23 protein-coding genes and 1 riboswitch are annotated in these 26,186 nt (G+C 40.9%); of the genes, 22 read left to right on the top strand and 1 reads right to left on the bottom strand.

Annotated elements, in window-relative coordinates; all coding sequences use genetic code 11:
• The first annotated feature begins 8 nt into the window (after positions 1 to 8).
• The 11 genes from A6M13_RS07965 to uraH all read left to right on the top strand — a co-directional run bounded on the left by A6M13_RS07965 (position 9) and on the right by uraH (position 8,706).
• Entirely contained in the window at positions 9 to 1,793 is a 1,785-nt protein-coding gene (locus tag A6M13_RS07965; RefSeq protein ID WP_066544794.1) for an acyl-CoA dehydrogenase family protein, read from the top strand.
• Positions 1,794 to 1,911: 118 nt separating this feature from the next.
• Positions 1,912 to 2,268 (top strand): arsenate reductase family protein, encoded by a 357-nt coding sequence (locus A6M13_RS07960; RefSeq protein WP_066544791.1) that lies wholly within the window; start codon positions 1,912 to 1,914, stop codon positions 2,266 to 2,268.
• Positions 2,269 to 2,366: 98 nt separating this feature from the next.
• Positions 2,367 to 2,747: a glycine cleavage system protein GcvH gene (gcvH, locus tag A6M13_RS07955; protein ID WP_066544788.1), complete on the top strand. Its 381-nt coding sequence runs from the start codon at positions 2,367 to 2,369 to the stop codon at positions 2,745 to 2,747.
• A gap of 83 nt (positions 2,748 to 2,830) precedes the next feature.
• Positions 2,831 to 3,154, top strand: coding sequence for a hypothetical protein (locus tag A6M13_RS07950; RefSeq protein WP_066544787.1), 324 nt, complete (start codon positions 2,831 to 2,833; stop codon positions 3,152 to 3,154).
• Between the two features lie 5 nt (positions 3,155 to 3,159).
• Positions 3,160 to 3,459, top strand: coding sequence for a thioredoxin family protein (locus A6M13_RS07945; RefSeq protein WP_066544786.1), 300 nt, complete (start codon positions 3,160 to 3,162; stop codon positions 3,457 to 3,459).
• Positions 3,460 to 3,528: 69 nt separating this feature from the next.
• Positions 3,529 to 3,634, top strand: a riboswitch (SAM riboswitch).
• 92 nt (positions 3,635 to 3,726) lie between these two features.
• Positions 3,727 to 4,752 (top strand): methionine ABC transporter ATP-binding protein, encoded by a 1,026-nt coding sequence (locus tag A6M13_RS07940; RefSeq protein ID WP_066544784.1) that lies wholly within the window; start codon positions 3,727 to 3,729, stop codon positions 4,750 to 4,752.
• Positions 4,745 to 5,413 (top strand): methionine ABC transporter permease, encoded by a 669-nt coding sequence (locus A6M13_RS07935; protein ID WP_066544782.1) that lies wholly within the window; start codon positions 4,745 to 4,747, stop codon positions 5,411 to 5,413. The genes A6M13_RS07940 and A6M13_RS07935 overlap by 8 nt, the downstream gene beginning before the upstream one ends.
• 62 nt (positions 5,414 to 5,475) lie before the next feature.
• Positions 5,476 to 6,339 carry a MetQ/NlpA family ABC transporter substrate-binding protein gene (locus A6M13_RS07930; RefSeq protein WP_066544780.1) on the top strand — a complete coding sequence of 288 codons (864 nt, stop codon included), beginning with the start codon at positions 5,476 to 5,478 and terminating at the stop codon, positions 6,337 to 6,339.
• Positions 6,340 to 6,544: 205 nt separating this feature from the next.
• Positions 6,545 to 7,882 (top strand): nucleobase:cation symporter-2 family protein, encoded by a 1,338-nt coding sequence (locus A6M13_RS07925; protein ID WP_066544779.1) that lies wholly within the window; start codon positions 6,545 to 6,547, stop codon positions 7,880 to 7,882.
• 12 nt (positions 7,883 to 7,894) lie between these two features.
• Positions 7,895 to 8,362 (top strand): 2-oxo-4-hydroxy-4-carboxy-5-ureidoimidazoline decarboxylase, encoded by a 468-nt coding sequence (uraD, locus tag A6M13_RS07920; RefSeq protein ID WP_066544778.1) that lies wholly within the window; start codon positions 7,895 to 7,897, stop codon positions 8,360 to 8,362.
• Complete coding sequence (uraH, locus tag A6M13_RS07915) at positions 8,359 to 8,706, top strand: hydroxyisourate hydrolase (RefSeq protein ID WP_066544777.1); 348 nt, start codon at positions 8,359 to 8,361, stop codon at positions 8,704 to 8,706. Before uraD ends, uraH begins: the two co-directional genes overlap by 4 nt.
• Positions 8,707 to 9,089: 383 nt before the next feature.
• Here the strand turns inward: uraH and gltC are convergent, their stop codons facing one another.
• Positions 9,090 to 9,992 (bottom strand): glutamate biosynthesis transcriptional regulator GltC, encoded by a 903-nt coding sequence (gltC, locus tag A6M13_RS07910; RefSeq protein WP_066544774.1) that lies wholly within the window; start codon positions 9,990 to 9,992, stop codon positions 9,090 to 9,092.
• 124 nt (positions 9,993 to 10,116) lie between these two features.
• Here gltC and gltB point away from each other — a divergent pair, with 124 nt between their 5' ends.
• The 11 genes from gltB to A6M13_RS07855 all read left to right on the top strand — a co-directional run bounded on the left by gltB (position 10,117) and on the right by A6M13_RS07855 (position 26,139).
• Positions 10,117 to 14,625 (top strand): glutamate synthase large subunit, encoded by a 4,509-nt coding sequence (gltB, locus tag A6M13_RS07905; RefSeq protein ID WP_066544773.1) that lies wholly within the window; start codon positions 10,117 to 10,119, stop codon positions 14,623 to 14,625.
• Between the two features lie 13 nt (positions 14,626 to 14,638).
• A complete protein-coding gene (locus A6M13_RS07900; RefSeq protein WP_066544772.1) occupies positions 14,639 to 16,120 on the top strand; it encodes a glutamate synthase subunit beta in 1,482 nt (493 codons plus the stop codon).
• 417 nt (positions 16,121 to 16,537) lie between these two features.
• Positions 16,538 to 17,320, top strand: coding sequence for a Fe-S cluster assembly ATPase SufC (sufC, locus tag A6M13_RS07895; RefSeq protein ID WP_066544771.1), 783 nt, complete (start codon positions 16,538 to 16,540; stop codon positions 17,318 to 17,320).
• A 19-nt stretch (positions 17,321 to 17,339) separates the two neighbouring features.
• Positions 17,340 to 18,644 carry a Fe-S cluster assembly protein SufD gene (gene sufD, locus A6M13_RS07890; RefSeq protein WP_066544769.1) on the top strand — a complete coding sequence of 435 codons (1,305 nt, stop codon included), beginning with the start codon at positions 17,340 to 17,342 and terminating at the stop codon, positions 18,642 to 18,644.
• Positions 18,641 to 19,870 (top strand): cysteine desulfurase, encoded by a 1,230-nt coding sequence (locus A6M13_RS07885; protein WP_066544768.1) that lies wholly within the window; start codon positions 18,641 to 18,643, stop codon positions 19,868 to 19,870. The genes sufD and A6M13_RS07885 overlap by 4 nt, the downstream gene beginning before the upstream one ends.
• On the top strand, positions 19,860 to 20,291 hold the full coding sequence (gene sufU / locus A6M13_RS07880) for a Fe-S cluster assembly sulfur transfer protein SufU (protein ID WP_066544767.1): 432 nt from the start codon (positions 19,860 to 19,862) through the stop codon (positions 20,289 to 20,291). The genes A6M13_RS07885 and sufU overlap by 11 nt, the downstream gene beginning before the upstream one ends.
• 82 nt (positions 20,292 to 20,373) lie before the next feature.
• Positions 20,374 to 21,771 carry a Fe-S cluster assembly protein SufB gene (sufB, locus tag A6M13_RS07875; RefSeq protein ID WP_066544764.1) on the top strand — a complete coding sequence of 466 codons (1,398 nt, stop codon included), beginning with the start codon at positions 20,374 to 20,376 and terminating at the stop codon, positions 21,769 to 21,771.
• Positions 21,772 to 21,875: 104 nt separating this feature from the next.
• Positions 21,876 to 22,736: a DUF72 domain-containing protein gene (locus tag A6M13_RS07870; protein WP_066544762.1), complete on the top strand. Its 861-nt coding sequence runs from the start codon at positions 21,876 to 21,878 to the stop codon at positions 22,734 to 22,736.
• On the top strand, positions 22,736 to 23,566 hold the full coding sequence (locus tag A6M13_RS07865; protein ID WP_066544760.1) for a sulfite exporter TauE/SafE family protein: 831 nt from the start codon (positions 22,736 to 22,738) through the stop codon (positions 23,564 to 23,566). The genes A6M13_RS07870 and A6M13_RS07865 overlap by 1 nt, the downstream gene beginning before the upstream one ends.
• Positions 23,567 to 23,581: 15 nt before the next feature.
• Positions 23,582 to 24,946, top strand: a complete 1,365-nt coding sequence (locus tag A6M13_RS07860; protein WP_066544758.1) for a bifunctional metallophosphatase/5'-nucleotidase — start codon at positions 23,582 to 23,584, stop codon at positions 24,944 to 24,946.
• 83 nt (positions 24,947 to 25,029) lie between these two features.
• Positions 25,030 to 26,139 (top strand): HD-GYP domain-containing protein, encoded by a 1,110-nt coding sequence (locus A6M13_RS07855; protein WP_066544756.1) that lies wholly within the window; start codon positions 25,030 to 25,032, stop codon positions 26,137 to 26,139.
• Positions 26,140 to 26,186: the final 47 nt, after the last annotated feature.

Below are 26,186 nucleotides of genomic sequence, written 5' to 3'. Positions count from 1 at the left end.
AATTTCATATGGCAGAGACAACAAACAACATCATTAAAGGTGGCGCATTTTTAATTGACGAGGCGGAATTACAACGTGTACTAACGCCAGAGGATTTTACAGATGAGCAAAAAATGATTGCCAAAACGACAGAGGATTACGTAACGAACGAAGTAATGCCATTGATTGAGAACTTAGAGCATCATGAATTTGAGCATTCAGTAAAGCTATTACAAAAAGCTGGTGAGCTCGGGCTATTAGCTGCAGATGTCCCAGAAAAGTATGAAGGCTTAGGGTTAGATAAAGTGTCATCAGCGTTAATTACCGAAAAAATGGCAGTCGTTGGTGGCTTCTCGATTACACACGGGGCGCATGTTGGGATTGGCTCGTTACCGATTGTATTATTCGGAAACGATGCACAGAAATCAACATATTTACCGAAGCTTGCATCAGGTGAGTTAATTGCTGCATATGCATTAACAGAGCCAGGGTCGGGTTCAGATGCACTTGGTGCGAAAACGACAGCGAAGTTAAGCGAAGATGGTAAGTATTATATTTTAAACGGTGAAAAGCAATGGATTACCAATGCAGGCTTTGCTGATGTATTCGTTGTCTACGCGAAAATCGACGGAGAGCGTTTCACGGCGTTTATTGTCGAACGTGCGTATGACGGTGTATCTGTTGGTGCTGAAGAGAAGAAGATGGGGATTAAATCATCATCAACACGTACGCTTATTTTAGAGGATGCAAAAGTGCCAGTTGAAAACTTACTTGGTGAAGAAGGACGCGGTCATGTGATTGCATTCAATATTTTAAATATTGGTCGTTATAAATTAGGTATCGGTACAGTAGGTAGCTCAAAGCGTGCATTTGAGCTAGCGGTGAAATACACGAATCAGCGTCAGCAATTCGCAACGCCGTTATCAAAATTTACATTAACACAAGAAAAATTAGCGACAATGGCAGCGCGCATTTATGCATCAGAGTCACTAAACTATCGCACAGTAGGTTTATTTGAAGACCGTTTAAATCAGTTAACGGAAGAACAGCAAGAGGACGGTTCACAAATTGCGGCGGCCATTGCGGAATATGCGATTGAATGTTCAATTGCAAAAGTGTTCGGTTCTGAAACATTAGATTATGTAGCAGATGAGGCAGTACAATTACATGGTGGCTACGGCTTTATGGCAGAGTATGAGGTAGAGCGTATTTACCGTGACTCACGTATTAATCGTATTTTTGAAGGAACAAACGAAATCAACCGCTTAATCGTGCCAGGCACATTTATGAAAAAAGCGTTAAAAGGTGAACTACCGTTACTACAAGTGGCGCAACAGTTACAAGGTGAGCTATTAACGATGATGCCACAAGAGATTGGCTCAAAACCGTTAGCGCAAGAGAAATATCTTGTGGGCAATGCGAAAAAACTAGGTGTTTTAGTAGCAGGCGCAGCAGCACAACGCTTCGGTGCAAAATTAGAGCGTGAGCAAGAAATCTTAATTAACATCGCGAATATTGCGAATGAAATTTTTGCGATGGAATCAGCAGTATTACGTACAGCAAAAGCGATTGAGCGTGATGGTGTCGAAAAGTCACAACAAAAGATTTTATATACAGAAATCTTCGTACAAGAAGCGTTCGAACGTATTGAAAAAGAGGCAAAAGATACGATTTTAGGTGCAATGGAAGGCGACAATGCACGTATGACATTATCAGCATTCCGTAAGTTAACACGCAGCAATCCGTATAACTTAATTGCGAAACGTCGTGAAGCGGCGGTTAAATTAATCGAAGCAGAGCGCTATACAGTATAACGTGAGCAAGGTGGCTAGAAAAGGGCATACTTTTTCTAGCTGCCTGTTCGCGTTATTTTTGTTTTCTCCTAAGACGTTGCGTATAATGGGGATGACAACATATAAAGGAGCGATCACTTTGACAATCCAATTAATCCAGTATCCAAAATGTACGACTTGCCGTAAAGCGAAAGCGTGGTTAACAGCACAAGATATCGAATTTGAAGAGATTCATATCGTTGAGCAAACACCCACTGCTGCACAATTACGTACTTTTCATGAAGCAAGCGGTCTACCGTTAAAAAAGTTTTTTAATACATCAGGCCAAAAATATCGTGAATTAGGCTTAAAAGATAAGCTTGGGAATATGTCTGAGGAGGACATGTATGAATTATTAGCCTCAGATGGCATGCTAATTAAGCGTCCGCTTGTCACTGACGGAAAGACAGTTACATTAGGCTTTAAAGAAGCTGAGTTTGAAGCGGCTTGGAAATAAGGTCAGACTTTTTGCGCAAGTCTGAATGATGCTTGTTTTCCAACTGGAAATATGGCAAACTAAATGTGATTCTATTACATATTTGGAGGGGTTTTTTCATGAGCGTACCAGCACAATTACGTTATTCAAAAGAGCACGAATGGGTTAAAATTGATGGTTCAAAAGCGTATATCGGCATTACAGAGTTTGCACAAAGCGAATTAGGTGATATCGTGTTTGTTGAGTTACCAGAAGTAGATGCAGATATCGCAGTTGGTGAAGTATTTGGGAACGTAGAATCTGTAAAAACAGTATCAGATTTATACGCACCAGTATCGGGTAAAGTTGTAGAAATTAACGAAGAATTATCAGATAGCCCAGAATTAGTGAACGAATCTCCATACGAAGGTGCATGGATGATTGCTGTTGAACTTTCAAACCCTGAAGAAGTTGAAGCGTTATTAGACGCAGCAGGATACGAAGCATTAATCGCTGAGTAATCTATTGTTATGAAAGTAGCTAGAGCGTTGATGCTCTAGCTACTTTTTTTTATGAGCACGTAGATTGGAAAGGGCGTGAAAATATGAGACAATGTATAGTCGTTGAGGGACGTGCCGATATGCTACAAATAGCGCCTCTTGTAACAGCGGATGTGATCATTTTAAAAACGAATGGTACGATAAGTGAAGTAGCGCTAGAGGAACTTGTCGAACCGTATGAATATTTGGCATTGTACACATTATTTGATGCGGATTATACCGGAGATGTGCTACGTAAATTGATGGATCGTTTATATCCAGAATGTACGCATCTTTATATTGATGATGAGGACAAAGCCGTCGAAGAGACACCTCGTATGAAGCTATATGCTTTGTTAAAAGACGCTGCAATATATGTAAAGGATTGAGATAGATGAACGAATGGACAAGAGCACAGTGGGAACAACAGAAACAAGCGCCACTTAGTGCATTTTATTTATATACGCCAATGTGTGGTACATGTGCAGTTGCCTCAAAAATGATGGACGTTGTCGAGCAGCTTGTACCGAATATACCACTCGGGAAAGCAAACTTAAATTACATGGAACAGCTTGCATATGATTATGGTATTGAAAGTGTACCATGCTTAGTTATTACAGAACATGGTGAAGTGACGCAAAAGGTATATGCATTTCAGTCTGTGCCACATTTGTACGAATTGTTAAAAAAATGATTGACGGCATATGTTTTAGTGTGATAAAGTACCTTTCATAATAGTATTAACTTTAATTGAATATCGTTGCTCTTATGAAGAGAGGTGGAGGGAAGTGCCCTGCGAAGCCCGGCAACCATCATGATGATGAAAAGGTGCCAAATCACACAAAGATTTATTCTTTGAAAGATGAGAGAACGCTTTAACGTTTACGTGAGCCTTCTACATCTAGTTATTGTGGGAGGCTCTTTTGATGCAATTTAATTTTAGAGAGTAGGAGAACGATGTATGATTTCGTTAAAGGATATCAAGAAAATATATAAGACGAAAAACGGCGAATTAACAGCCGTGAACAATGTCGACTTAGACATTCATCAAGGTGAAATTTTCGGTATTATCGGCTATAGTGGTGCTGGTAAGAGTACGATGATTCGCCTGCTAAATGGTTTAGAAAAACCGACGACGGGCTCGGTTACAATAAATGGTCAGAAGATTTCAGCGATTAAGGGAGCCGAACTACGTGCAGCACGCCAAAAAATCAGTATGATTTTCCAACATTTCAATTTATTATGGTCACGCACCGTTGCTGAAAATATCGAATTTCCATTAGAAATTGCCGGTGTACCGAAAGAAGAACGTAAAAAGCGTGTCGAGGAATTAATTGAGCTTGTTGGTTTGTACGGTCGCGGTAATGCATATCCATCACAGCTGTCAGGTGGTCAGAAGCAGCGTGTCGGTATTGCGCGAGCATTAGCAAATAATCCAGAAGTATTATTATGTGATGAAGCAACATCAGCACTTGACCCTGAAACGACCGATGCTATTTTAGATTTATTATTAGATATTAATAAGCGTCTTGGGTTAACAATTGTGCTAATTACACATGAAATGCATGTTATCCAAAAAATTTGTGACCGCGTAGCTGTTATGGAAGCAGGAAAAGTGGTCGAGATGGGCGAAGTATTACAAGTGTTCCAAGCACCACAACAAAAAATCACAAAGCGTTTCGTTTCTCAAGTATCAGGTGAGGACCAAACGAAAGAGGCCATTCGTGAGCTGAATAAAAGTTATCGCTCAGGAAAGCTTATTAAAATTACATTTGTTGGGGAACAAACGAGTGAGCCCGTTATTTCTCAAATGATTAAACGTCATCATATTGATGCGAATATTGTACATGGCTCGATTCAGCATACACAAAGCGGCCCATACGGCACATTAATTGTGCATTTAGAAGGTAATGTGAATGATGTACAAGCAGCTATTCAGTTTTTAGCAGATAGTAATTTACAAGCGGAGGTCGTAAGTAATGATTGAGTCACTGTTTCCGAATGTAAATTGGGATAAAATGTGGGAAGCCGCTTATGAAACATTGTATATGACGGCTGTTTCAACGGTTGCAACATTTATTTTAGGTTTATTCATCGGTATTTTATTATTTTTAACAAGCCCACATCAAATTTGGGCAAATAAAATTGTGTATTTCTTAACGGGGTCACTTGTGAACATTTTCCGTTCGATTCCGTTTATCGTGTTAATTATTTTATTAATTCCATTTACAACATTTATTCTTGGTACAATCCGTGGTGTGAACGCAGCACTACCTGCACTTATTATCGGAGCAGCACCGTTCTATGCGCGACTTGTATTAATCGCGCTACGCGAAGTCGATAAAGGTGTTATTGAAGCAGCACGTTCAATGGGTGCAAAAACATCGACAATTATTTTTAAAGTGTTAATTCCAGAAGCGATGCCAGCCCTTATTTCAGGGATTACAGTAACGGCAATTGCGCTTGTCGGATACACAGCAATGGCTGGTATTATTGGTGCGGGCGGCCTAGGAAATGCGGCATTTATTGACGGTTTCCAACGTAGCCGACCGGATGTAACATTGATGGCAACTATTATTATTTTAGTCATTGTATTTATTATTCAATTTATCGGCGACTTCTTAACGAACCGCGTCGACAAACGATAGGTAATAGCGACATAGTCGTAACATACACATAGAAATTAGATATGGAAAAGGGGATTTTGAGCATGGAAAAGAAAAAGATTTATTCGTTTTTAGCAGTATCAGCATTAGCAACGAGTTTAGCAGCGTGTGGCGCAGAGGAAGAAGACAACACAACATCAACAGATGATGGCGACGACGAGCAAGTAGAAGAAACGACAATTACTGTTGGTGCTTCATACGGCTTACACGATATTATCTTAGAAGAAGCAGCACCAATCTTAGCGGAAGAAGGCATTACGTTAGAAGTGGAGCCATATCAAGATTATATTTTACCGAACCAAGATTTAGAAAATGGTGATCTTGATGCGAACTATTTCCAACATATCCCGTATTTAAACAATCAAATTAAAGAGTTCGGCTATGACTTCGTGAGCATCGGTGGTGTACACGTAGAACCAATGGCGATTTACTCGAAAAAATACGAGTCAATCGATGATATTCCAGAAGGCGGCACAATTATTATGTCGAACTCTGTTGCAGAGCAAGGACGTGTGTTATCACTTCTTGAAGCAAGCGGTTTAATCACATTAGACCCTGCTGTAACGAAATCAGAAGCGGTATTAGATGACATCGTGGAAAATCCGAAAAATTTAGTGATTGAAGCGGAAGCATCTCCAGAAATGCTTGTAACGTTTTATAACAATGAAGAAGGCGATGCAGTTGTGATTAACTCAAACTTCGCAATCGACGCTGGTATTAGCCCAGTAAACGATTCAATTGCAATTGAAGGCGGCGCTTCTGAATATGTAAACGTGATTGCAACGACAAAAGAAAAAGAGAACGATGAAGCACTTAAACGTTTAGTAGAAGTGTTACAATCAGATGAAATTGCTGACTTCATTTTAGAAGAGTGGGACGGCGCAGTTGTGCCGGTTGGCAAGGAATAAATGATCAGCGAAATGGATACGTGCCTGTGTGCGCGTATCCATTTTTATTTTTTTTATGTTAGAAAAAATAACATCTCAAATGTGTGTTTTGTGAAAAATGTGCGAAATATATAAAGTAGATTAGTGAATATGCACAATGACGTAGGGCGTTGTGGTGTTTATGATAAAGCTATCAAATTGAATGACAGGAACGGAGGAATCATTTATGAAAGATACAGCTTTATCACCAGGCAAAACATTTTCATTAGGGTTACAGCACGTTTTAGCGATGTATGCAGGAGCGATGCTCGTACCAATTATCGTCGGTGGCGCACTCGGATTAACACCGACACAGCTTGCCTATTTAATTTCCATCGACTTAGTGACATGTGGTATCGCCACATTGCTTCAAATGTGGAAAAATAAATACTTCGGCATTGGTTTACCCGTTGTACTCGGCACATCATTCGTTGCTGTAACACCGATGATTGCGATTGGTAATACGTACGGTATTACGGCCATATATGGAGCCATTATTGTAACAGGTATTGTTATGTTTATCGGTGCAAGTTTCTTTAGTCAACTTCTACGTTTCTTCCCACCCGTTGTAACGGGCACAGTCGTATTAATTATCGGTTTATCATTAATTCCAACAGGCATGAAAAACATGGCTGGCGGCGCAAATAGTGAAAGCTTTGGTGCTTTGGAAAACCTCCTCATTTCGATTACAGTATTAGCGATTATTTTATTCCTTAACAACTTCTTCACAGGGTTTTTACGCTCTGTATCCGTATTAGCTGGTATCATTATCGGCACAGTTTTATATGCGGTTTTCATCAAACCAATTTCATTCGCAACCGTATCAAGTGCTTCTTGGTTTCATATGCCCGCACCTTTCTTCTTCGGAACACCAACATTTGAAATCGTACCAATTTTAACGATGATTCTTGTAGGTATTGTCGTGATGATTGAATCAACAGGCGCATTTTTAGCGCTCGGTGGCATTACAGGTCGTGACTTAACGAAAAAAGAATTACGTAACGGCTACCGCGCAGAAGGTATGGCATTCGTCTTAGGTGGTTTATTTAACGCATTTCCGTATAACACATTCGCACAAAATGTCGGGCTTGTTCAAATGTCCGGTGTGAAAAAATTATCCGTTACAGTATGTGCAGGCGGTATTATGATTGTATTAGGCTTAGTGCCAAAAATTGCAGCACTTGCGACATTAATTCCGACGCCAGTATTAGGCGGTGCAACGGTTGTTATGTTCGGAATGGTTGTGTCATCAGGAATCAAAATGTTGATCAAAGTAGATTTTAATGATAACCGTAATCTTTTAATCGTAGCGTGTGCAGTATCATTAGGATTAGGCGCAACAGTTGTACCAGAATTATTTGCCGGCTTACCATCAGGCATTAAAACATTAGTATCAGATGGCATTATTACAGGAAGCTTAGCAGCGATTTTCTTAAATGTTGCACTTGGTGGACTAAAGGCAAACAAAGTAACAAAAGAAGTGAAAGAGCAACAGTTAAAAGACGAGGCGATGGCACACGTATAGGGGGATTTGGGCATGTATACAGCACAGCAATTTGAACATATTTTTGAAAACTCATCATATATCGTTGAACAAGTATTTGAACGAGCGCAGTATACCGATGCAGAAACATTATTTCAAGCGTTCGTTAATGAAGTACAGCAGCTAACAGAGGCACAGCAAGTAGCGCTTCTACAAGCACACCCAAGCTTAGGTGCGAATATTCAAATGACGAATCATTCTGTAGCGGAGCAGCAACAAGCAGGCTTGAAACAGCTGACACAGGAGCAATATACAAATTTTCAGCGTGTGAATAAAGCGTACGAAGAGACGTTTGGCTTCCCATTTATCGTAGCAGTAAAGGGGAAAAGTGCTGATACCATTTATGCGCTAATGCAGCAGCGTTTAACGAATACAAGGCAAGCGGAGTTTGCAGAAGCATTGGCACAAGTCATTCAAATTGCTCGTTTCCGTTTTGATGATATTGTGGGGGTGAGTGTATGACGACGATTACAACGCATGTGCTAGATGTTTATCACGGACGACCAGCAAGTGGGGTGAAAATTACAGCCTCGATGTATGTAGAGGGGCATTGGGAAACGGTAAAAACGGTTGAAACAAATGCACAAGGGCGTTGTGACACACCAATTTTTGAACAGGCGGTTACTGGGAAATATGAGCTGACATTTTCAGTTGATACATATTTTGAAGCGCAAGGTGTTACGTTAGCGCAGCCACATTTTTTAAGTGACATTCCTGTACGCTTTCAAATTTCAGATGAACAAGAGCATTATCATATTCCACTCATTGTTTCTCCGTGGAATTATCAAGTATATCGAGGAAGCTAGCAAAGGCATTAAAAAGAGGAATGTGAGATAAAACGAAGCGTTTCGGACAGAGCGAAATATCCTTCAGCAACGACAACTGCTGAAGGATATTTTTTGCTTTTGGTGCTACGCCACATAGCAGACGCGTTTCGCAGGCATGGCTTGAGCCTGTAGTCTCAAGCGCATGCTCCTGCGGTTACTCGTCGCAGAAAAACATTGCTATTCCTGCTGAAGTCGCCGCTTGTGTCAAGACGCACCCGCAAATTCTTATCATCTCAATGCACCTATTTTCATCAGAAATAGAGGTCTGTCCCGGTCTCTTTTGTAGTTTCAATAATCAAATTTTTACTAAAAGTTAAGCGTTTTATCGGTGGAAAATGTATGTTACCCATATAAAATAACGATTACTGGAACTGACTTAAGCGAGAGAAAAAGCTATTTACAAATTCTAAAAACACTTTTTCAGACGGTGCAAGTTCACGATTTAACGGTGAAATAATGCCAACTGTTCGGCGGATAGACGGCAGAGCAATTGGAATTTTCGTCGTAAAGCGCGGCGTTGAATCGTAAAATGAACTTTCGGGTAATAAGCTGACGCCAACGCCTGCTGCAACAAGCCCTTTAATGGCATCCATATCTTCGCCGACAGACGTAATGTTAGGGATAAATCCAACAGAACGGCAAGCATCGACAGCTACTTTATTCAAAATATAATTTTCGGGGAAGAGCACAAAATCCTCGTCCTTTAAATCAATTAAGTTAATGCTTTTTTCTTTGGCGAGACGATGATTGGCAGGCAGTAGCGCAGAAATATTTTCACTAAACAGCACGACTGGTTCAATCATTTCATCTTTTGGTGGTAACGGTCCTAAAAAGGCTAAATTGATTTCACGATTTTTGACAGACTCAATTAAAAATCGATAGGAGCCTTGGCGTAATTGGAAAGAAATATCAGGGTATTCACGTTTAAACGCAGAAATGATGGTTGGGAGTAAATAGCTAGCTAAACTTGTTGGGAAACCAATTTTAATCGTTCCCTTTGTCGGGTCTAAAAATTCCTCGACTTGTTTTTCGGCAAAGTCAATTGCTTTTAGAGCGGTTAATGTGTGCTCTAAAAAGATTTTACCTACGGGCGTGAGTTTGACGTTACGTCCGATTCGTTCAAATAATGCCGTTCCTAATTCGTCCTCTAAATTGGCAATTTGCCGGCTAATCGCGGATTGCGCGACATGTAAATGTTCAGCAGCTTCAGAAATATGTTCACGTTCAGCTACCTCAACGAAGTAACGTAATTGGCGTAATTCCAAGACTTTTCACCTCATTAATCTAATTTTCAGATAGTTTCTATCCAAATTATATATTGTTTATATGAATTTGAAAACTTTAAAATGAGAATACGAAAACCGTACAGAAACTTTGGGGGGATTTACAATGACTTTTCATCAATATCCAGAACAGCAAGGTTTATATAATCCAGGAAATGAGCATGACGCATGTGGTATCGGGATGTATGCCAATATTAAAGGCATTCCATCACATGACATCGTGTTGAAAGGTTTAGAAATGTTATGTCGTTTAGAGCATCGCGCAGGTCGTGGTGGAGATGGCACAGGAGATGGCGCGGGCATCATGGTGGAGATTCCACATATGTACTTTACAAAGCATGTGACACAGTTTAGTTTACCAGAACGTGGTAAGTATGGTGTAGCACAAATCTTCTTTACGCAAAACGAACAAGAACGCCTACAAATTGAAGCGAAATTTAACGAATTAATCGCAGAAGAAGGGCAGCAATTAATCGGATGGCGCACAGCTCCGACAAATGCAACGCCTTTACGCAAAAGTGCAAAAGAAACAGCACCGTTCGTTCGCCAATTATTTATCGGTGCAGTTGGGGTGGAAGACCTAGCGTTCGAGCGTAAATTATATATCATCCGCAAACAAGTTGAGCATTGGGCAACACAGCAAGGATTTACATTCTACTGCCCAAGTATGTCAAGCCGTACAATGGTATTTAAAGGGCTTTTAAATCCAGAAGAAGTACGCACATTCTACGAAGACCTACAGCATGAAGATTTTGTATCAGCTTTCGCACTGGTACACTCTCGCTACTCTACAAACACATTCCCAAGCTGGCAACGTGCCCACCCGAACCGCTACATTATCCACAACGGTGAGATTAACACATTACGCGGCAATATTAACTGGATGCGCGCACGTGAACAACGTTTCGTGTCAGAAGCATTTGGTGACGACTTACAAAAATTACTACCAATCATTGATACATCAGGTTCGGATTCATCGATGCTTGATAACGCATTTGAATTTTTCGTGTTAGCAGGACGTACACCAGCGCACACAGCGATGATGTTAATTCCAGAGCCATGGACAGAAAATCCACATATTGCAGACGACAAAAAAGCATTTTACTCATACCATGCAAGCTTAATGGAACCATGGGATGGACCAACTGCAATTTGTTTCACAGATGGCAAACAAATTGGTGCCATTTTAGACCGTAACGGCTTACGACCAGCACGTTATTACGTAACGACAGATGACCATATCATCTTCTCGTCAGAAACAGGTGTTGTTGACGTGACAGAGGACGAAGTGGTGTACAAAGAAAACGTTGCACCAGGACGTATGCTATTAATCGACTTAGAAGCAGGTAAAATTGTGTCAGATGATGAGTTGAAAACAGAAATGGCAGCGGCGCATCCATATGCAGATTGGTTAGAGCAAAACTTACTGACTGTGAAATCACAAGAGGAAGTACCAGCGCGCATTGAAGAATTAACACTGCGTCAAAAAGTATATGGCTATACATTTGAAGATGTTCAAAAGTATATTGTGCTACTTGCAAAAGAAGGGAAAGACCCACTTGGCTCAATGGGGAATGATACACCGCTTGCTGTGTTATCAGACCGCCCACAATCATTATTTAATTATTTCAAGCAATTATTTGCGCAAGTAACGAACCCACCAATTGACTCTATTCGTGAACATATCGTGACATCGACAATGACGATGCTTGGTGCTGAGGGGGATTTATTACATCCAACAGCCGACAATGCAAAGCGAATTTTACTCGATGCACCGGTGTTAACGTCTGGAGAGTTCGACCAAATTACGTCAAATATTGAGCTTGATTTCCAAGGTACGGCCATCTCACTTCAATTTACCGAAGATTTAGATAAAGAGTTAGTACGTATTCGTCAAGAAGCGGATGCGGCAATTGCACAAGGTGTGACATTACTCGTATTAACGGACGAGTTAGACAATCCGAAAACGCCGACAATTCCGATGTTGTTAGCAGTAAGTAGCTTACATCAATATTTAGTGCGTACAGGAAAACGTACACAAGTGAGCTTAATTGCTCACTCAGCAGAAGCACGTGAGGTACATCATTTCGCAGCACTTATCGGCTTTGGTGTTGATGCGATTCACCCGTACTTAGCATATGCAACGATTCAAGAAGCTATTACAAACGGTCACTTAGACATTGATTATGACAAAGCGGTGCGCAAGTTCCGTAAAGGGGCAAGTGAAGGTGTTGTCAAAGTAATGTCAAAAATGGGGATCTCAACGGTGCAATCATACCGAGGTGCACAAATTTTTGAAGCGGTAGGTATTGCAAAAGAAGTGATTGATGAGCATTTCACAGGTACAGCATCTCAAATTGATGGTATCGACTTAACAACGATTGGTGAAGAGGCGAAACGTCGTTTTGCAGTAGCACATGCAACGACAGATGAGCTAGAGTCAGGCTCTCAATTTCAGTGGCGCGCAAATGGTGAACACCACGCATTTAATCCGAAAACAATTCACACACTGCAATGGGCAGCACGAAAAAATGATATTGGCCTATACCGTATGTTCTCAGAGATGGCCAATGAGGAGAGCTTAGGTTTCCTACGTAATTTATTTAGCTTTAGTGAGCGCACAGCAATTTCAATTGATGATGTAGAACCAATTGAAAGCATCGTGAAACGCTTTAAATCAGGTGCGATGTCATTTGGTTCACTATCACAAGAGGCGCATGAAACATTAGCGATTGCGATGAACCGTTTAGGCGCTCGTTCAAATTCAGGTGAAGGTGGGGAAGACCCAGCGCGCTTTACAAAAGATGCAAATGGTGATGACCGCCGTAGTGCCATTAAACAAATTGCATCAGGGCGTTTCGGAGTAAAATCACATTATCTTGTAAATGCGGACGAGCTACAAATTAAAATGGCCCAAGGTGCAAAGCCAGGTGAAGGTGGTCAGTTACCAGGTAATAAAGTGTATCCATGGGTAGCCGATGTACGTGGTTCAACAACAGGTGTTGGCTTAATTTCACCACCACCGCACCATGACATTTATTCAATTGAAGATATGGCACAATTAATTCATGATTTAAAAAATGCGAACCGTCATGCACGCATTTCGGTAAAACTTGTATCAAAAGCAGGTGTAGGTACAATTGCAGCTGGTGTAGCAAAAGGTGCAGCAGATGTCATCGTTGTATCAGGCTACGATGGTGGTACAGGTGCGTCACCGAAAACGTCGATTCAACATACAGGATTGCCGTGGGAATTAGGATTAGCAGAAGCGCACCAAACATTAATGTTAAATGGTCTACGTGAGCGTGTCACACTTGAAACAGATGGCAAGTTAATGACGGGTAAAGATGTGGTGATGGCAGCATTACTTGGTGCTGAGGAATACGGCTTCGCGACAGCACCATTAATCGTAATGGGTTGTATTATGATGCGTGCATGTCATTTAGATACATGTCCAGTCGGTGTAGCAACACAAAACCCAGAGTTACGTGCGAAGTTTACTGGTTCAGCAGACCATATCGTGAACTATATGCGCTTTATCGCACAAGAAATGCGTGAAATTATGGCAAGCTTAGGCTTCCGTACGGTAGAAGAAATGGTTGGACGTACAGATGTGCTGCAAATAAGCGAACGCGCACAAGCACACTGGAAAGCATCGCAGCTTGACTTATCGAAGTTATTACATCAAGTAGATGGTGTCCGTACGAAGCAAGAAGAGCAAAATCACTTTATTGCGGAAAGCTTTGATATGACTCGTTTATTCGACGCTGTACAACCAGCGATTCAAAATGGGGAACAAGTAGAGTTATCGTTCCCAATTAAAAATACAGACCGTGTTGTTGGAACAATCGTTGGTAGTGAAATTTCACGTAAATACGGTGAAAAAGGCTTGCCAGAAGATACGTTAAAACTGCATTTTACAGGTCCAGCAGGGCAAAGCTTTGGCGCATTTATCCCACGTGGTATGACCATGACATGTACGGGCGATGTGAATGACTACTTCGGTAAAGGCTTATCAGGTGGTAAGCTTGCCGCGATTGCACCAATTAAAGGTGAGCAAGAGAAAAACGTTATCGGTGGTAACGTCTGCTTATACGGAGCAACGAGCGGTAAGGTGTTTATGAATGGACGTGCAGGGCATCGTTTTGCGGTACGTAATTCAGGGGCACACGTTGTCGTTGAAGGGATTGGCGACCACGGTTTAGAGTATATGACAGGTGGCAAAGTCGTTATTTTAGGAGATGCAGGTAAAAACTTTGCAGCAGGTATGTCAGGTGGTATTGCGTACGTCCTACCGACAAACGCAGAAAGTTTTAAAGCGGTATGTAATATGGAGATGATTCGCTTTGAACAGTTAGAATTAGACGTTGAAAAAGAAGTTGTGCGTCAATTAATTATTGAGCACTTAAATATGACAGGCAGTAACAAAGCGTTAGATGTACTAGCGGATTGGGATAATACGGTGAAACGTTTTGTCAAAGTCGTACCGACAGATTACCAAGACATGCTAGACCAAATGGAATACTTCAAAATGCAAGGGGCAACAGAAAAAGAAGCGGCACTACAAGCGTTTGCAAAAGCGACAGGCACACAATACGCAGCTTCAAGTAATTAAGGAGGGGTTCACTGTGGGAAAACCAACAGGATTTATCGAATATAAACGACAAAAAACGAAAGAACAACCACCATTAGCGCGTATCGAGCATTTTGGAGAGTATGCGACACGCCTATCGGATAAAGATTTGCAAACACAAGGTGCACGTTGTATGGATTGTGGCACACCATTTTGCCATATGGGGATTGAAATTCGTGGTACAGCAGCAGGGTGTCCAATCAACAATGTTATTCCCGAGTGGAACGACTTAGTATACCGTGGACAGTGGAAGGAAGCGTTAGACCGTTTACATTTAACGAATAATTTCCCAGAGTTTACAGGGCGTGTTTGTCCAGCGCCTTGTGAAAGCTCATGTGTACTCGGTATTAATGAACCCGCTGTAGCCATTAAATCTATTGAACGTTCGATTATTGATAAAGGCTTTGAAGAAGGTTGGGTAATGCCACGTGTTCCGCGTACTCGCACAGGGAAAAAGGTGGCGATTATCGGTTCAGGTCCGGCTGGTTTAGCGGCAGCGGACGAGTTAAATCAACAAGGTCATAGCGTAACGGTATATGAGCGCGATGACCGAGCTGGTGGCTTATTAATGTATGGTATTCCGAATATGAAGCTTGAAAAGGAAGTTATTGAGCGTCGTATTCGTTTGTTACAGCAAGAAGGTATTGATTTTGTGTACAACACAACAGTCGGTGTTGACATTACAGCGGAGGAACTTCGCGCACAGTATGATGCCGTATTACTTGCGACAGGTGCGCAAAAGCAGCGTGAGTTACGTATTGAAGGCTCAGAAGGCAACGGTGTGGTACTAGCGATGGATTATTTAACGAGCGTAACAAAGAGTTATGTGCGTTCAAACTTTGAAGATGGGCAAGCGATGAATGTAGAAGGGAAAAACGTTATCATTATCGGTGGTGGTGATACAGGTGCAGACTGTGTCGCAACAGCGATTCGTCAAAACTGTAAATCGGTTGTCCAGTTTGGTAAGCATCCAAAATTACCAAATGCACGTACAGAAGAAACGATGTGGCCAAAAGACCCAAGCATTTTTACATTTGATTATGCTTACGAAGAAGTGGACGCGAAATTAGGACGTGACCCACGTGAATATTGTATCCAGACGGAAAAAATCGTCTCAGATACAGAGGGCAACATTAAAGAGTTACACACAATTTATATGGAAAAAATCTTAGGTGAAGACGGCTTCCATTACTTTAAAGAGCTGCCAGGTACAGAAAAAGTATGGCCTGTAGATTATGTCTTTGTAGCAATCGGCTTCGAAGGTGTAGAACGCAGCTTACCAGAACGATTTGGCGTAGAGCTAATTAATAATCGTGTCGCAGCAACAATTAAAGATTACCAAACGACAGTGCCAGGCGTATTTACAGCAGGAGATGCGCGCCGCGGACAAAGTTTAGTAGTATGGGCGATTCGTGAAGGACGCGAAGCCGCAGCAGCTATCCATACGTTTTTAGCGAAGGAAGTTGTGTCTCTGTAACATATCTAATAGGTAGAAACGAGGCATTACCCCCAAAGTATCGCCTCTTTCTAATAGATTGAGCAGTCTACGTATAAACACGTAGGCTGCTTCTTTAGCGTTCCATAGCAAATGTTCGAAGCGGAAGGCATTATGATAAGTAAAATGATAGCAACGTTTAAAAAACATGCACAATTAGTGAAATTAATTCTCAATTAGGTGATTCTTATTGAAAATATGAAGTTCATGGAAAATCACCAAATCCTTGTTATTACTGTGATATGTATAATTATTTTGCATAGGCAAGCAGAAAATTTAAAAACTCTTACATTAAAATGATTCTAATTTGTTGCATTGACTTTGCTTTTCAGTTAAGATTGTGAATGATGATAAATGAGGGGCATTTCTCTCATAATGAACATATACGGAGGTATAATAATGGCAACTTTAGAAATTAAAGATTTACACGTTGAAATCGACGGTAAAGAGATTTTAAAAGGTGTAAACCTTACAATTAATACAAACGAAGTACACGCAATCATGGGTCCTAACGGTACTGGTAAATCAACGTTAGCTTCAGCAATTATGGGTCACCCTAAATATGAAGTAACACAAGGTGAAGTTTTCCTTGATGGCGAAAACGTTTTAGAAATGGAAGTTGATGAGCGTGCAAAAGCAGGTTTATTCCTTGCGATGCAATATCCATCAGAAATCGCTGGCGTAACAAACGCTGACTTCTTACGTTCTGCAATCAATGCACGTCGTGAAGAAGGCGATGAAATTTCATTAATGAAATTCATCAAAGAATTAGACAAAACAATGGACTTCTTAGAAATGCCAGAAGAAATGGCGCAACGTTACTTAAACGAAGGCTTCTCTGGCGGTGAGAAAAAACGTAACGAAATTTTACAAATGATGATGATTAAACCAACTTTCGGTATTTTAGATGAAATCGATTCTGGTTTAGATATCGACGCATTAAAAGTAGTATCTAAAGGGATCAACGAAATGCGCGACGAAGGTTTCGGCTGCTTAATGATCACTCACTACCAACGTTTACTTAACTACATCACACCTGACTACGTTCACGTAATGATGCAAGGTAAAATAGTTAAATCTGGTGGCCAAGAATTAGCTCAAAAACTAGAAGCTGAAGGTTACGAGTGGATTAAAGCTGAATTAGGTATCGAAGACGCAGACGCAGTAACAGAAGAAGCATAATTTAAGGAGGACGTTCAAGATGACGGTTGAAACAAAATTAGCGTTATCGGTAGAAGAAGTTCGCGCGTTCTCACAACAACACGGAGAGCCACAAGCATTCGCTGACTTCCGCGCTAACGCATTAGAGCAAGCGACTGCGTTAAACTTCCCAAAACCTGATCGCACAAATATTACAAAATGGAACTTCATCGATTTCCCAGCACACACTGTGGAAAGCGCAGCATACGCTTCATTAGATGAGTTACCAGAAGCGGTAAAGGCAGTAGTAGATGCAGAGCAAGCTAACCTTTATATCCAACGCAACAACACACCTGCATACACACGTATTTCAGAAGAATTACAAGCAAAAGGTGTAATTATTACAGATATTCAAACTGCAGTTCGCGATCACGCTGACTTAGTTGAAAAATATTTCATGACAACTGCTGTAAAAGTAGATGAGCATAAATTAACAGCTTACCATGCTGCACTTGTTAACGGTGGTGTATTCGTATACGTACCACGTAACGTAGTAGTGGAAGAGCCAATTCAAGTAGTATTCGTACACGACAATGCAGAAGCTTCTTTATTCAACCACGTATTAGTAGTGGCAGAAGAATCTTCAGCAGTAACATATGTTGAAACGTATATCTCTACTGTAGAAGAAGCAAAAGGTTTAGTAAACGTTGTAACAGAAGTAATTGCAAAAGATAACGCGCAAGTTACATTCGGTGCAGTGGATAACTTAACTGTCGGCTTCACAGCTTATATGAACCGTCGTGGTCACGCTGAACGTGATGCGAAAATCGACTGGGCATTAGGTTTAATGACAGATTCAGATACAATTTATGAAAACACAACGAACTTAGTTGGTGACAACTCTACATCTGACTTCAAGATGGTAACAGTTGGTACAGGTTCTCAAAAATTAAACTTCACAACGTTAATTCGCCAATGGGGTAAAAACTCTGATGGTCAAATTTTAAAACACGGTGTAATGAAGGATTCAGCGCAATCAATCTTTAACGGTATTGGTCACATTATGCACGGCGGTACAAAAGCAAATGCAGAGCAAGAGTCTCGCGTATTAATGCTTTCTGAAGGCGCACGTGGCGATGCTAACCCAATCCTTTTAATTGATGAAGACGATGTAACAGCAGGACACGCAGCATCTGTTGGTCGTGTTGACCCAGCTCAACTTTACTACTTAATGAGCCGTGGTATTTCACAAGCAGAAGCAGAGCGCCTTGTAATTCACGGATTCCTTGCGCCAGTTGTAAATAATCTGCCAATCGAAGGCGTTAAAAAGCAGCTGACGGAGGTTATCGAAAGGAAAGTTCGATAATGCTAAAAGACATTAAAAGCTATTTCCCAATTTTAAATCAAGAAATAAACGGGCATCCGCTTGTTTATCTTGATAGCGCAGCAACTTCACAAAAGCCAATTCAGGTCATTGAAGCTGTGAAAAACTATTATGAGCTAGATAACTCAAACGTTCACCGTGGCGTGCATTCTTTAGGGAATCGCGCAACGGATGCGTATGAAGGTGCTCGTGATAAAGTACGTAAATTCATTAACGCAACATCAACAAAAGAAATTATTTTCACACGTGGAACAACGACTTCAATTAACTTAGTGGCGAGCGGTTACGCACGTCAAAACTTAAAAGAAGGCGATGAAATTGTCATTACGTATATGGAGCACCATGCGAACTTAATTCCTTGGCAGCAAGCTGCAAAGGCAACAGGCGCGGTGTTAAAATACATTGATTTAGAAGCAGACGGCACAATTACATTAGAAAATGTCCGTAAACAAATTACACCAAATACGAAAATCGTAGCAATGGGTATGGCTTCAAACGTTATGGGCAGCATTAACCCGATCAAAGAAGTAACACAAATCGCACACGAAAACGGTGCCATCATGGTAGTAGATGCAGCGCAAGGCGCACCACATTTACGCATTGATGTACAAGATTTAGACTGTGATTTCCTTGCTTTCTCTGGGCATAAAATGTGCGCTCCTACGGGTATTGGTGTACTATATGGTAAACAAGCAATCCTTGAAAATATGGAACCAGTTGAGTTTGGCGGAGAAATGATTGATTTCGTAGGTTTATACGATGCAACATGGAAAGAGCTTCCTTGGAAATTTGAAGGTGGTACACCCATTATTGCAGGTGCAGTAGGTCTTGGTGCAGCTATCGACTTTTTAGAGGAAATCGGCCTTGATAATATCGCAGCACATGAGCATGCATTAGCAGCTTATGCAATGGACCAACTTGAAACAATTGATGGCCTTGTGATTTACGGACCACGTGATGCGAATAAACGTTGTGGTTTAGTGACATTCAATTTAGATGATGTTCACCCACACGATGTCGCGACGGTACTAGATATGAACGGTGTTGCCGTTCGTGCTGGTCATCACTGTGCTCAACCGCTAATGAAATGGTTAAATGTGTCGGCAACAGCTCGTGCAAGCTTCTACGTGTACAACGATGAGAAGGATATTGACAAGCTTGTTGCAGGATTGCGTACGGCGAAGGAGTATTTCAACGATGTCTTTTAATAATTTAGATCAACTATACCGCTCAGTGATTATGGATCATTATAAAAACCCTCGTAATAAAGGGGCTTTAGATGATACAAGTGTAACGATTGATATGAATAACCCAACGTGTGGAGATCGTATCCACTTAACGTTATTAGTAGAAGACGGCATTGTAAAAGATGCAAAATTTGACGGTGAAGGCTGTTCAATTTCAATGTCTTCAGCATCTATGATGACGCAAATCATTAAAGGGAAAAAAGTCGAAGAGGCAAACGAGCTTGCGGAGATTTTCTCTCAAATGATGCTTGGCGAAGAATATGATGACGAAAAATTCGACCTAGGTGATGTGGAAGCATTACAAGGTGTTGCAAAGTTCCCAGCGCGTATTAAATGTGCGACGCTATCATGGAAAGCAATGCAAAAGGGCGTACAAGAATAAGAATATCGATTTCTCTATACAAGTAAGGGGCATGTGTCCCTTACGACTGGAGAGTAATTGAAATCGAACGGAGGAGAACAACATGGCGAAAAAAATGCCAGATATCGGCGATTACAAATATGGTTTCCATGACAAGGACGTATCAATTTTCCGTTCAGAACGTGGTTTAACTGAAGAAATCGTTCGTGAAATTTCAAATATGAAAGAAGAGCCACAGTGGATGTTAGACTACCGCTTAAAAGCTCTACACAAATTCTATGAAATGCCAATGCCTCAATGGGGTGGAGACCTTTCATCATTAAACTTTGATGAAATTACGTACTACGTAAAGCCATCTGAAGCAACGCAAAAGTCTTGGGATGAAGTACCAGAAGAAATCAAAGCAACATTTGATAAATTAGGTATTCCTGAAGCCGAGCAAAAGTACTTAGCAGGTGTATCTGCACAGTACGAATCAGAAGTAGTTTACCACAACATGAAGCAAGACCTTGAAGATATGGGTATCGTTTTCAAAGATACGGATTCAGCGTTAAAAGAAAACGAAGAAATTTTCAAGAAATACTGGGGTACTGTAATTCCTTACACAGATAACAAATTCGCTGCACTTAACTCTGCAGTGTGGTCTGGTGGATCATTCATTTACGTACCAAAAGGTATTAAAGTGGATACGCCATTACAAGCGTACTTCCGTATTAACTCTGAAAACATGGGTCAATTCGAGCGTACATTAATTATCGTTGATGACGAAGCTTCTGTACACTACGTAGAAGGTTGTACAGCACCAGTTTACACAACGAACTCTTTACACTCAGCTGTAGTAGAAATTATCGTTGGTAAAGATGCTTACTGCCGTTATACAACAATCCAAAACTGGGCTAATAACGTATACAACTTAGTTACAAAACGTACAGTTGTAGAAGCTGGTGGTACAATGGAATGGATCGATGGTAATATCGGTTCTAAATTAACAATGAAATACCCTGCATGTATCCTTAAAGGTGAAGGTGCACGTGGTATGACATTATCTATCGCACTTGCTGGTAAAGGTCAACACCAACATGCTGGTGCAAAAATGATTCACTTAGCGCCAAACACGTCTTCAACAATCGTTTCTAAATCGATTGCCAAACAAGGCGGTAAAGTAACTTACCTAGGTCAAGTGAAATTCGGTAAAAACGCTAAAGGTGCACGCGCGAACATCGAGTGTGATACTTTAATCATGGATAACGAATCAACATCTGATACAATTCCATACAACGAAATGTTAAACGACCAAGTTTCTTTAGAGCACGAAGCGAAAGTTTCAAAAGTATCTGAAGAGCAATTATTCTACTTAATGTCTCGTGGTATTTCTGAAGAAGAAGCGACAGAAATGATCGTAATGGGCTTCATCGAGCCATTCACAAAAGAATTACCAATGGAATACGCGGTAGAAATGAACCGTTTAATCAAGTTCGAAATGGAAGGTTCTATCGGATAATTCCGACACAACCTTACAAGCCCTCATGCGTATGCATGGGGGCTTTTTTATCTGTTCTTTGCGAAAAAGGACACTTTCTCCTATTATTAAAGAGAGGTGATTTTTTGATTTATATTGGTGCGACAGGATGGAGTGACCATCCGTTATTATATAGTGAGGCAACAGCCGCGCGTGATAAATTATTCGATTATAGCGGGCATTTTCCATGTGTGGAATTAGATACGTCCTTTTATGCTATTCCGCGCCCAGAGAATGTCGATAAGTGGTGCAGTGAAACACCCGATAAATTTCAATTTATCGTAAAGGCGTATCAAGGAATTACGGGACATCAGCGCGGAGAAAATAATCCATTTGAAACGAAAAATGATATGTTTAATGCCTATCGTACAGCGCTTGATACATTTGTAAAGCATGGCAAGCTAGGCTGCGTCTTAGCACAGTTTCCACCATGGTTTGACTGTCAAAAGCAAAATATTACGTATTTACGTTATTTGCGCCAGCAATTAGCAGATTACCCAGTAGCGATTGAGTTTCGTAATGAAACGTGGTATCAAGACAAATACCGTGAAGGGACGCTTCAGTTTTTACGTAATCAGCAGTTTATTCATGTTGTGTGTGATGAGCCACAAGCAGGCAGTGGTTCAGTACCACTTGTGCCTGTAGCGACGGCTCCAAAAGCATTTTTCCGTTTGCACGGGCGTAATTTGCACGGCTGGCGCAATATTGGAAATGCAGCAGATTGGCGTAAAGTGCGTACTCTGTATGATTATAATGAAGAAGAGTTACAGCAGCTTGTAGCACATACTGAAACGTTGATGAAGCAAGCGAATGATGTATTTGTGATTTTCAACAATAACTCAGGTGGGCATGCAGCGAAAAATGCGAAGCAATTCCAAGAGATGATGAATATTGAGTATACACATTTATCACCGAAACAAATCGGTTTGTTTGAAGGAGATTTTTAATGGGCGTAGTGGTGCTAGCATTAATTGCTATTTGTGCAGGGTTTTTAGGCGCGTTATTAGGGCTTGGGGGCGGTGTGATACTTGTCCCTGGCTCTTTATATGTGAGTGAGCATACAACGTGGATAGCGACATTAACACCGCAATCTGCCGTTGCTTTATCGGTCATGATGATGATTTTTACAGGGCTTGGGTCGAGTATGTCGTATATGAAATCAGGGCTTGTCGACTATAAGGCAGGGCTGACCTTTTTTGTTGGCGCAGCGCCGGGCGTTGTAGTTGGCGCGCTATTAAATGGGTATTTTGATAAAGATTCATTCCATTTATTTTTTGGTGTGTTGTTAATCACATTAGCTACGATTATGATTGTGCGTGATAAGTTAACACCGATTCATTGGTTTGTTCGTCGTAGTAAGGTACGCCATTTTACCGATGCAAATGGCAAACAGTTTACGTACGGCTATCCGATATCTTTTGCGATTGTACTGTCATTTTTTGTTGGGATGTTGTCTGGATTATTTGGCATTGGTGGCGGCGCGTTACTTGTGCCAGCGATGCTGATTCTATTTCATTTTCCACCACATATTGCGGTTGCAACGTCGATGTTTTTAGTCTTTTTAAGCTCGTTGATTAATGCAGGCAGTCATATGACGCTTGGCAATATTCCATGGGCAAATGTCTTACCCGTGGTGATTGGAGGGTACATCGGTGGGAAGCTTGGCGCAGCCATGACGAAAAAATTACAATCGCAAACACTTGTCATAATTTTGCGTATCGTTTTACTCATTATGGGGGTGCGTTCTGTTATTATTGGAATAATGGGTAGCGTATAAAAGGAGCTCGATGGCATGATTGAAACTATTCAAATACTACATACAAATGATTTACATAGCCATTTTACGTATTGGCAACAAACGGCACGGTTTATTCAAACGGCACGTGCGCAAGCGAATATGCTAGGTCATGACACGATTGTTATTGACTTAGGTGACCATATGGACCGCTCAAACTTTTTTACAGAGGCGACACTTGGAAAAGGAAATGTCGAACTGTTAAATAATGCGGGCTATCATATCGCAACGATTGGCAATAATGAAGGCATTACATTAGACCATGACGACTTGGTACATTTATATGATGAGGCTGAATTTGATGTTATTGTGGCGAACTTAACGAGTAAAAACGGCAAAGACCCTGCGTGGTTAAAGCCGTCTACAATTTATACAACAAAGCAAGGTACAAAAATTGGTTTCGTCGCAGCAACGGCAGATTTTCGTGTCTTTTATGAGCGTCTCGGATGGACAACAACTGAGCCACGTCAAGCGATTATAGAAGAGGTGCAGCGCATTCAGCACGATGTTGATATTGTGATGTGCTTATCTCACTTAGGCTTTCGGGAAGATGAATTGTTAGCGCAAGAATGTCCAGAGCTAACTGTTATTTTTGGTGCGCATACACACCATGTATTTTTGCATGGCGAGATGCATAATGATGTGCTGTTAACGGGCGGTGGCAAGTACGGGCAATACATTGGTGAATTAACGATTGGCTACGACCACAACAAGAAAAGTGTCGTATCCCGACATGAGCGATTATTAGACTGTTCACAGCTCCCTCAGCAGCCGCACGACGCATCTTTTGATACACAATTAGTCGAACTTGCGCGTCAGCAGCATACCGAGATATTGTTTGAGTTGCCAACGTATTTTAATAAAGAGTGGTATCATCATTCGCAGTTATCACGCTTTTTTGCTAAAGCGCTATTTGAGCAAGTGGATGGTGATTGTGTCATGTTCCATGCGGGCATTTTTAAGTATGATTTACAAGCAGGCGCTGTTACTGCGTATGATTTGCATAAGGTGCTGCCACATCCAATTAATGTATGTGTCGTGGAGTTAACAGGCGCACAGTTAAAAGAAGCGTATTTACAGTCCTTTAATGATGAATGGCCGCGGAAGGAAATGAAAGGGTTAGGTTTTCGTGGTGTAGTGTTAGGTAATATGCTTCACTACGGCATGTATTTAAATGCGCAGCATGAGCTAGAAGTGCAAGGGCAAGTTGTAGAGCCACAAAAGGTATATAAATTAATTACACTTGATATGTATACATTTGGCTTTTTCTTTCCAAGTTTTAAATATGCAAAGAAAGAATATATTTTACCGTATTTTTTACGAGACATATTCCGTCATTATGCACAAAAAATATTTGTGTAAAGATTGAATAAATATTTCTTATTTACGGTATTAACTATATAATGAGATTAGTTACTTATGACTAGGGAGGAAGGCGTGATGGGATGCGATTGATATCAATCGATGCTCTAAAAGTAGGAATGATCATTGGAAGAACGATATGGAATGAAGCAGGACATCCGCTTCTGCAACAAGGTGTAGCCGTATCCCCTACGATTATTAATCGCTTAAAGCAGCTGCAAATTAAATATATGTATATTGATGATGAGCTGACAAAAGGCATCGAAATTCAGGAGTCTATACCTAGTCATGTTCGAAAAAAGGTCGTTTCTAACATTACAGATTCCTTCCAAAAAATTCGCAAAATGGATCCGAAAAAAGCATCGTATGTGCTTGATCAACAGACGAAAATGCTGAACTTTTTAGTGGAAGATTTATTGCAATCTATTTTAAATAGTGAAGAAATGTTAACGGTATTAATGGATGCTTATTTATATGACGAATATATTTACCAGCATTCATTTCAAGTCGCGATGTACGCACTAGCAATGGGACAAGAACTTGGTTACAATGCGAATGAATTACGCATTATCGGATTAGGTGCGATTTTACATGATGTTGGGAAAATGATGATTTCAACAGACGTGTTACAAAAGCCTGGGCGTTTAACAGATGAGGAATTTGAAGAAGTGAAGCAGCATGCGCGCTTTGGCTTTGATATTTTACGCAATTTGCACTCCATCTCATTAATTGTAGCGCACTGTGCATTCCAACATCATGAGCGTTTAGACGGCAGTGGTTATCCGCGAGGGCTTGTCGATTTTGAAATTCATCCGTATGCCAAAATTATTGCTGTAGCGGATGTGTTTGATGCGATGACATCGACACGCGTATATCGTTCAAGAATGATGCCTGTGAAAGCTTTACAAATTATTGAAAATGGCAAAGGAACATTGTATGACGCAAAAGTGGTTGCTGCGTTAAAGTGTACCGTTGTCCATTATCCAAACGGTACCGTCGTAAAGCTATCGGATGGTCGTCGCGGCGTTATTTCGCGTCAAAATACGACGATTCCTGCGATGCCATGGATTCGTATTTTTGAAGAGCATCAACAGGTGGTCGTGGCTACTTATGAAATTAATTTACATGAAGCACCCGGTGTTATGATAGAGTCGATGGAATTGAATTATTCTCCGACAACAGAGGAAACATAGTGTGCTACAACAGGAGACGTCATTTTCGTTTCCTTTTTTTGTATAAA

The organism is Caryophanon tenue, assembly GCF_001700315.1.
Taxonomy (GTDB): Bacteria; Bacillota; Bacilli; order Bacillales_A; family Planococcaceae; genus Caryophanon; species Caryophanon tenue.
This window is presented reverse-complemented; position numbering and strand designations above follow the sequence as displayed.

What these genes read in the sequence shown, in the direction of transcription:
- A6M13_RS07965 (WP_066544794.1), top strand. Translation starts at nt 9, where the DNA reads ATGGCAGAGACAACAAACAACATCATTAAAGGTGGCGCATTTTTAATT.
- gcvH (WP_066544788.1), top strand. Translation starts at nt 2,367, where the DNA reads ATGAGCGTACCAGCACAATTACGTTATTCAAAAGAGCACGAATGGGTT.
- A6M13_RS07950 (WP_066544787.1), top strand. Translation starts at nt 2,831, where the DNA reads ATGAGACAATGTATAGTCGTTGAGGGACGTGCCGATATGCTACAAATA.
- A6M13_RS07945 (WP_066544786.1), top strand. Translation starts at nt 3,160, where the DNA reads ATGAACGAATGGACAAGAGCACAGTGGGAACAACAGAAACAAGCGCCA.
- A6M13_RS07940 (WP_066544784.1), top strand. Translation starts at nt 3,727, where the DNA reads ATGATTTCGTTAAAGGATATCAAGAAAATATATAAGACGAAAAACGGC.
- A6M13_RS07935 (WP_066544782.1), top strand. Translation starts at nt 4,745, where the DNA reads ATGATTGAGTCACTGTTTCCGAATGTAAATTGGGATAAAATGTGGGAA.
- A6M13_RS07930 (WP_066544780.1), top strand. Translation starts at nt 5,476, where the DNA reads ATGGAAAAGAAAAAGATTTATTCGTTTTTAGCAGTATCAGCATTAGCA.
- A6M13_RS07925 (WP_066544779.1), top strand. Translation starts at nt 6,545, where the DNA reads ATGAAAGATACAGCTTTATCACCAGGCAAAACATTTTCATTAGGGTTA.
- uraD (WP_066544778.1), top strand. Translation starts at nt 7,895, where the DNA reads ATGTATACAGCACAGCAATTTGAACATATTTTTGAAAACTCATCATAT.
- uraH (WP_066544777.1), top strand. Translation starts at nt 8,359, where the DNA reads ATGACGACGATTACAACGCATGTGCTAGATGTTTATCACGGACGACCA.
- gltB (WP_066544773.1), top strand. Translation starts at nt 10,117, where the DNA reads ATGACTTTTCATCAATATCCAGAACAGCAAGGTTTATATAATCCAGGA.
- sufC (WP_066544771.1), top strand. Translation starts at nt 16,538, where the DNA reads ATGGCAACTTTAGAAATTAAAGATTTACACGTTGAAATCGACGGTAAA.
- sufD (WP_066544769.1), top strand. Translation starts at nt 17,340, where the DNA reads ATGACGGTTGAAACAAAATTAGCGTTATCGGTAGAAGAAGTTCGCGCG.
- sufU (WP_066544767.1), top strand. Translation starts at nt 19,860, where the DNA reads ATGTCTTTTAATAATTTAGATCAACTATACCGCTCAGTGATTATGGAT.
- sufB (WP_066544764.1), top strand. Translation starts at nt 20,374, where the DNA reads ATGGCGAAAAAAATGCCAGATATCGGCGATTACAAATATGGTTTCCAT.
- A6M13_RS07865 (WP_066544760.1), top strand. Translation starts at nt 22,736, where the DNA reads ATGGGCGTAGTGGTGCTAGCATTAATTGCTATTTGTGCAGGGTTTTTA.
- A6M13_RS07860 (WP_066544758.1), top strand. Translation starts at nt 23,582, where the DNA reads ATGATTGAAACTATTCAAATACTACATACAAATGATTTACATAGCCAT.
- A6M13_RS07855 (WP_066544756.1), top strand. Translation starts at nt 25,030, where the DNA reads ATGCGATTGATATCAATCGATGCTCTAAAAGTAGGAATGATCATTGGA.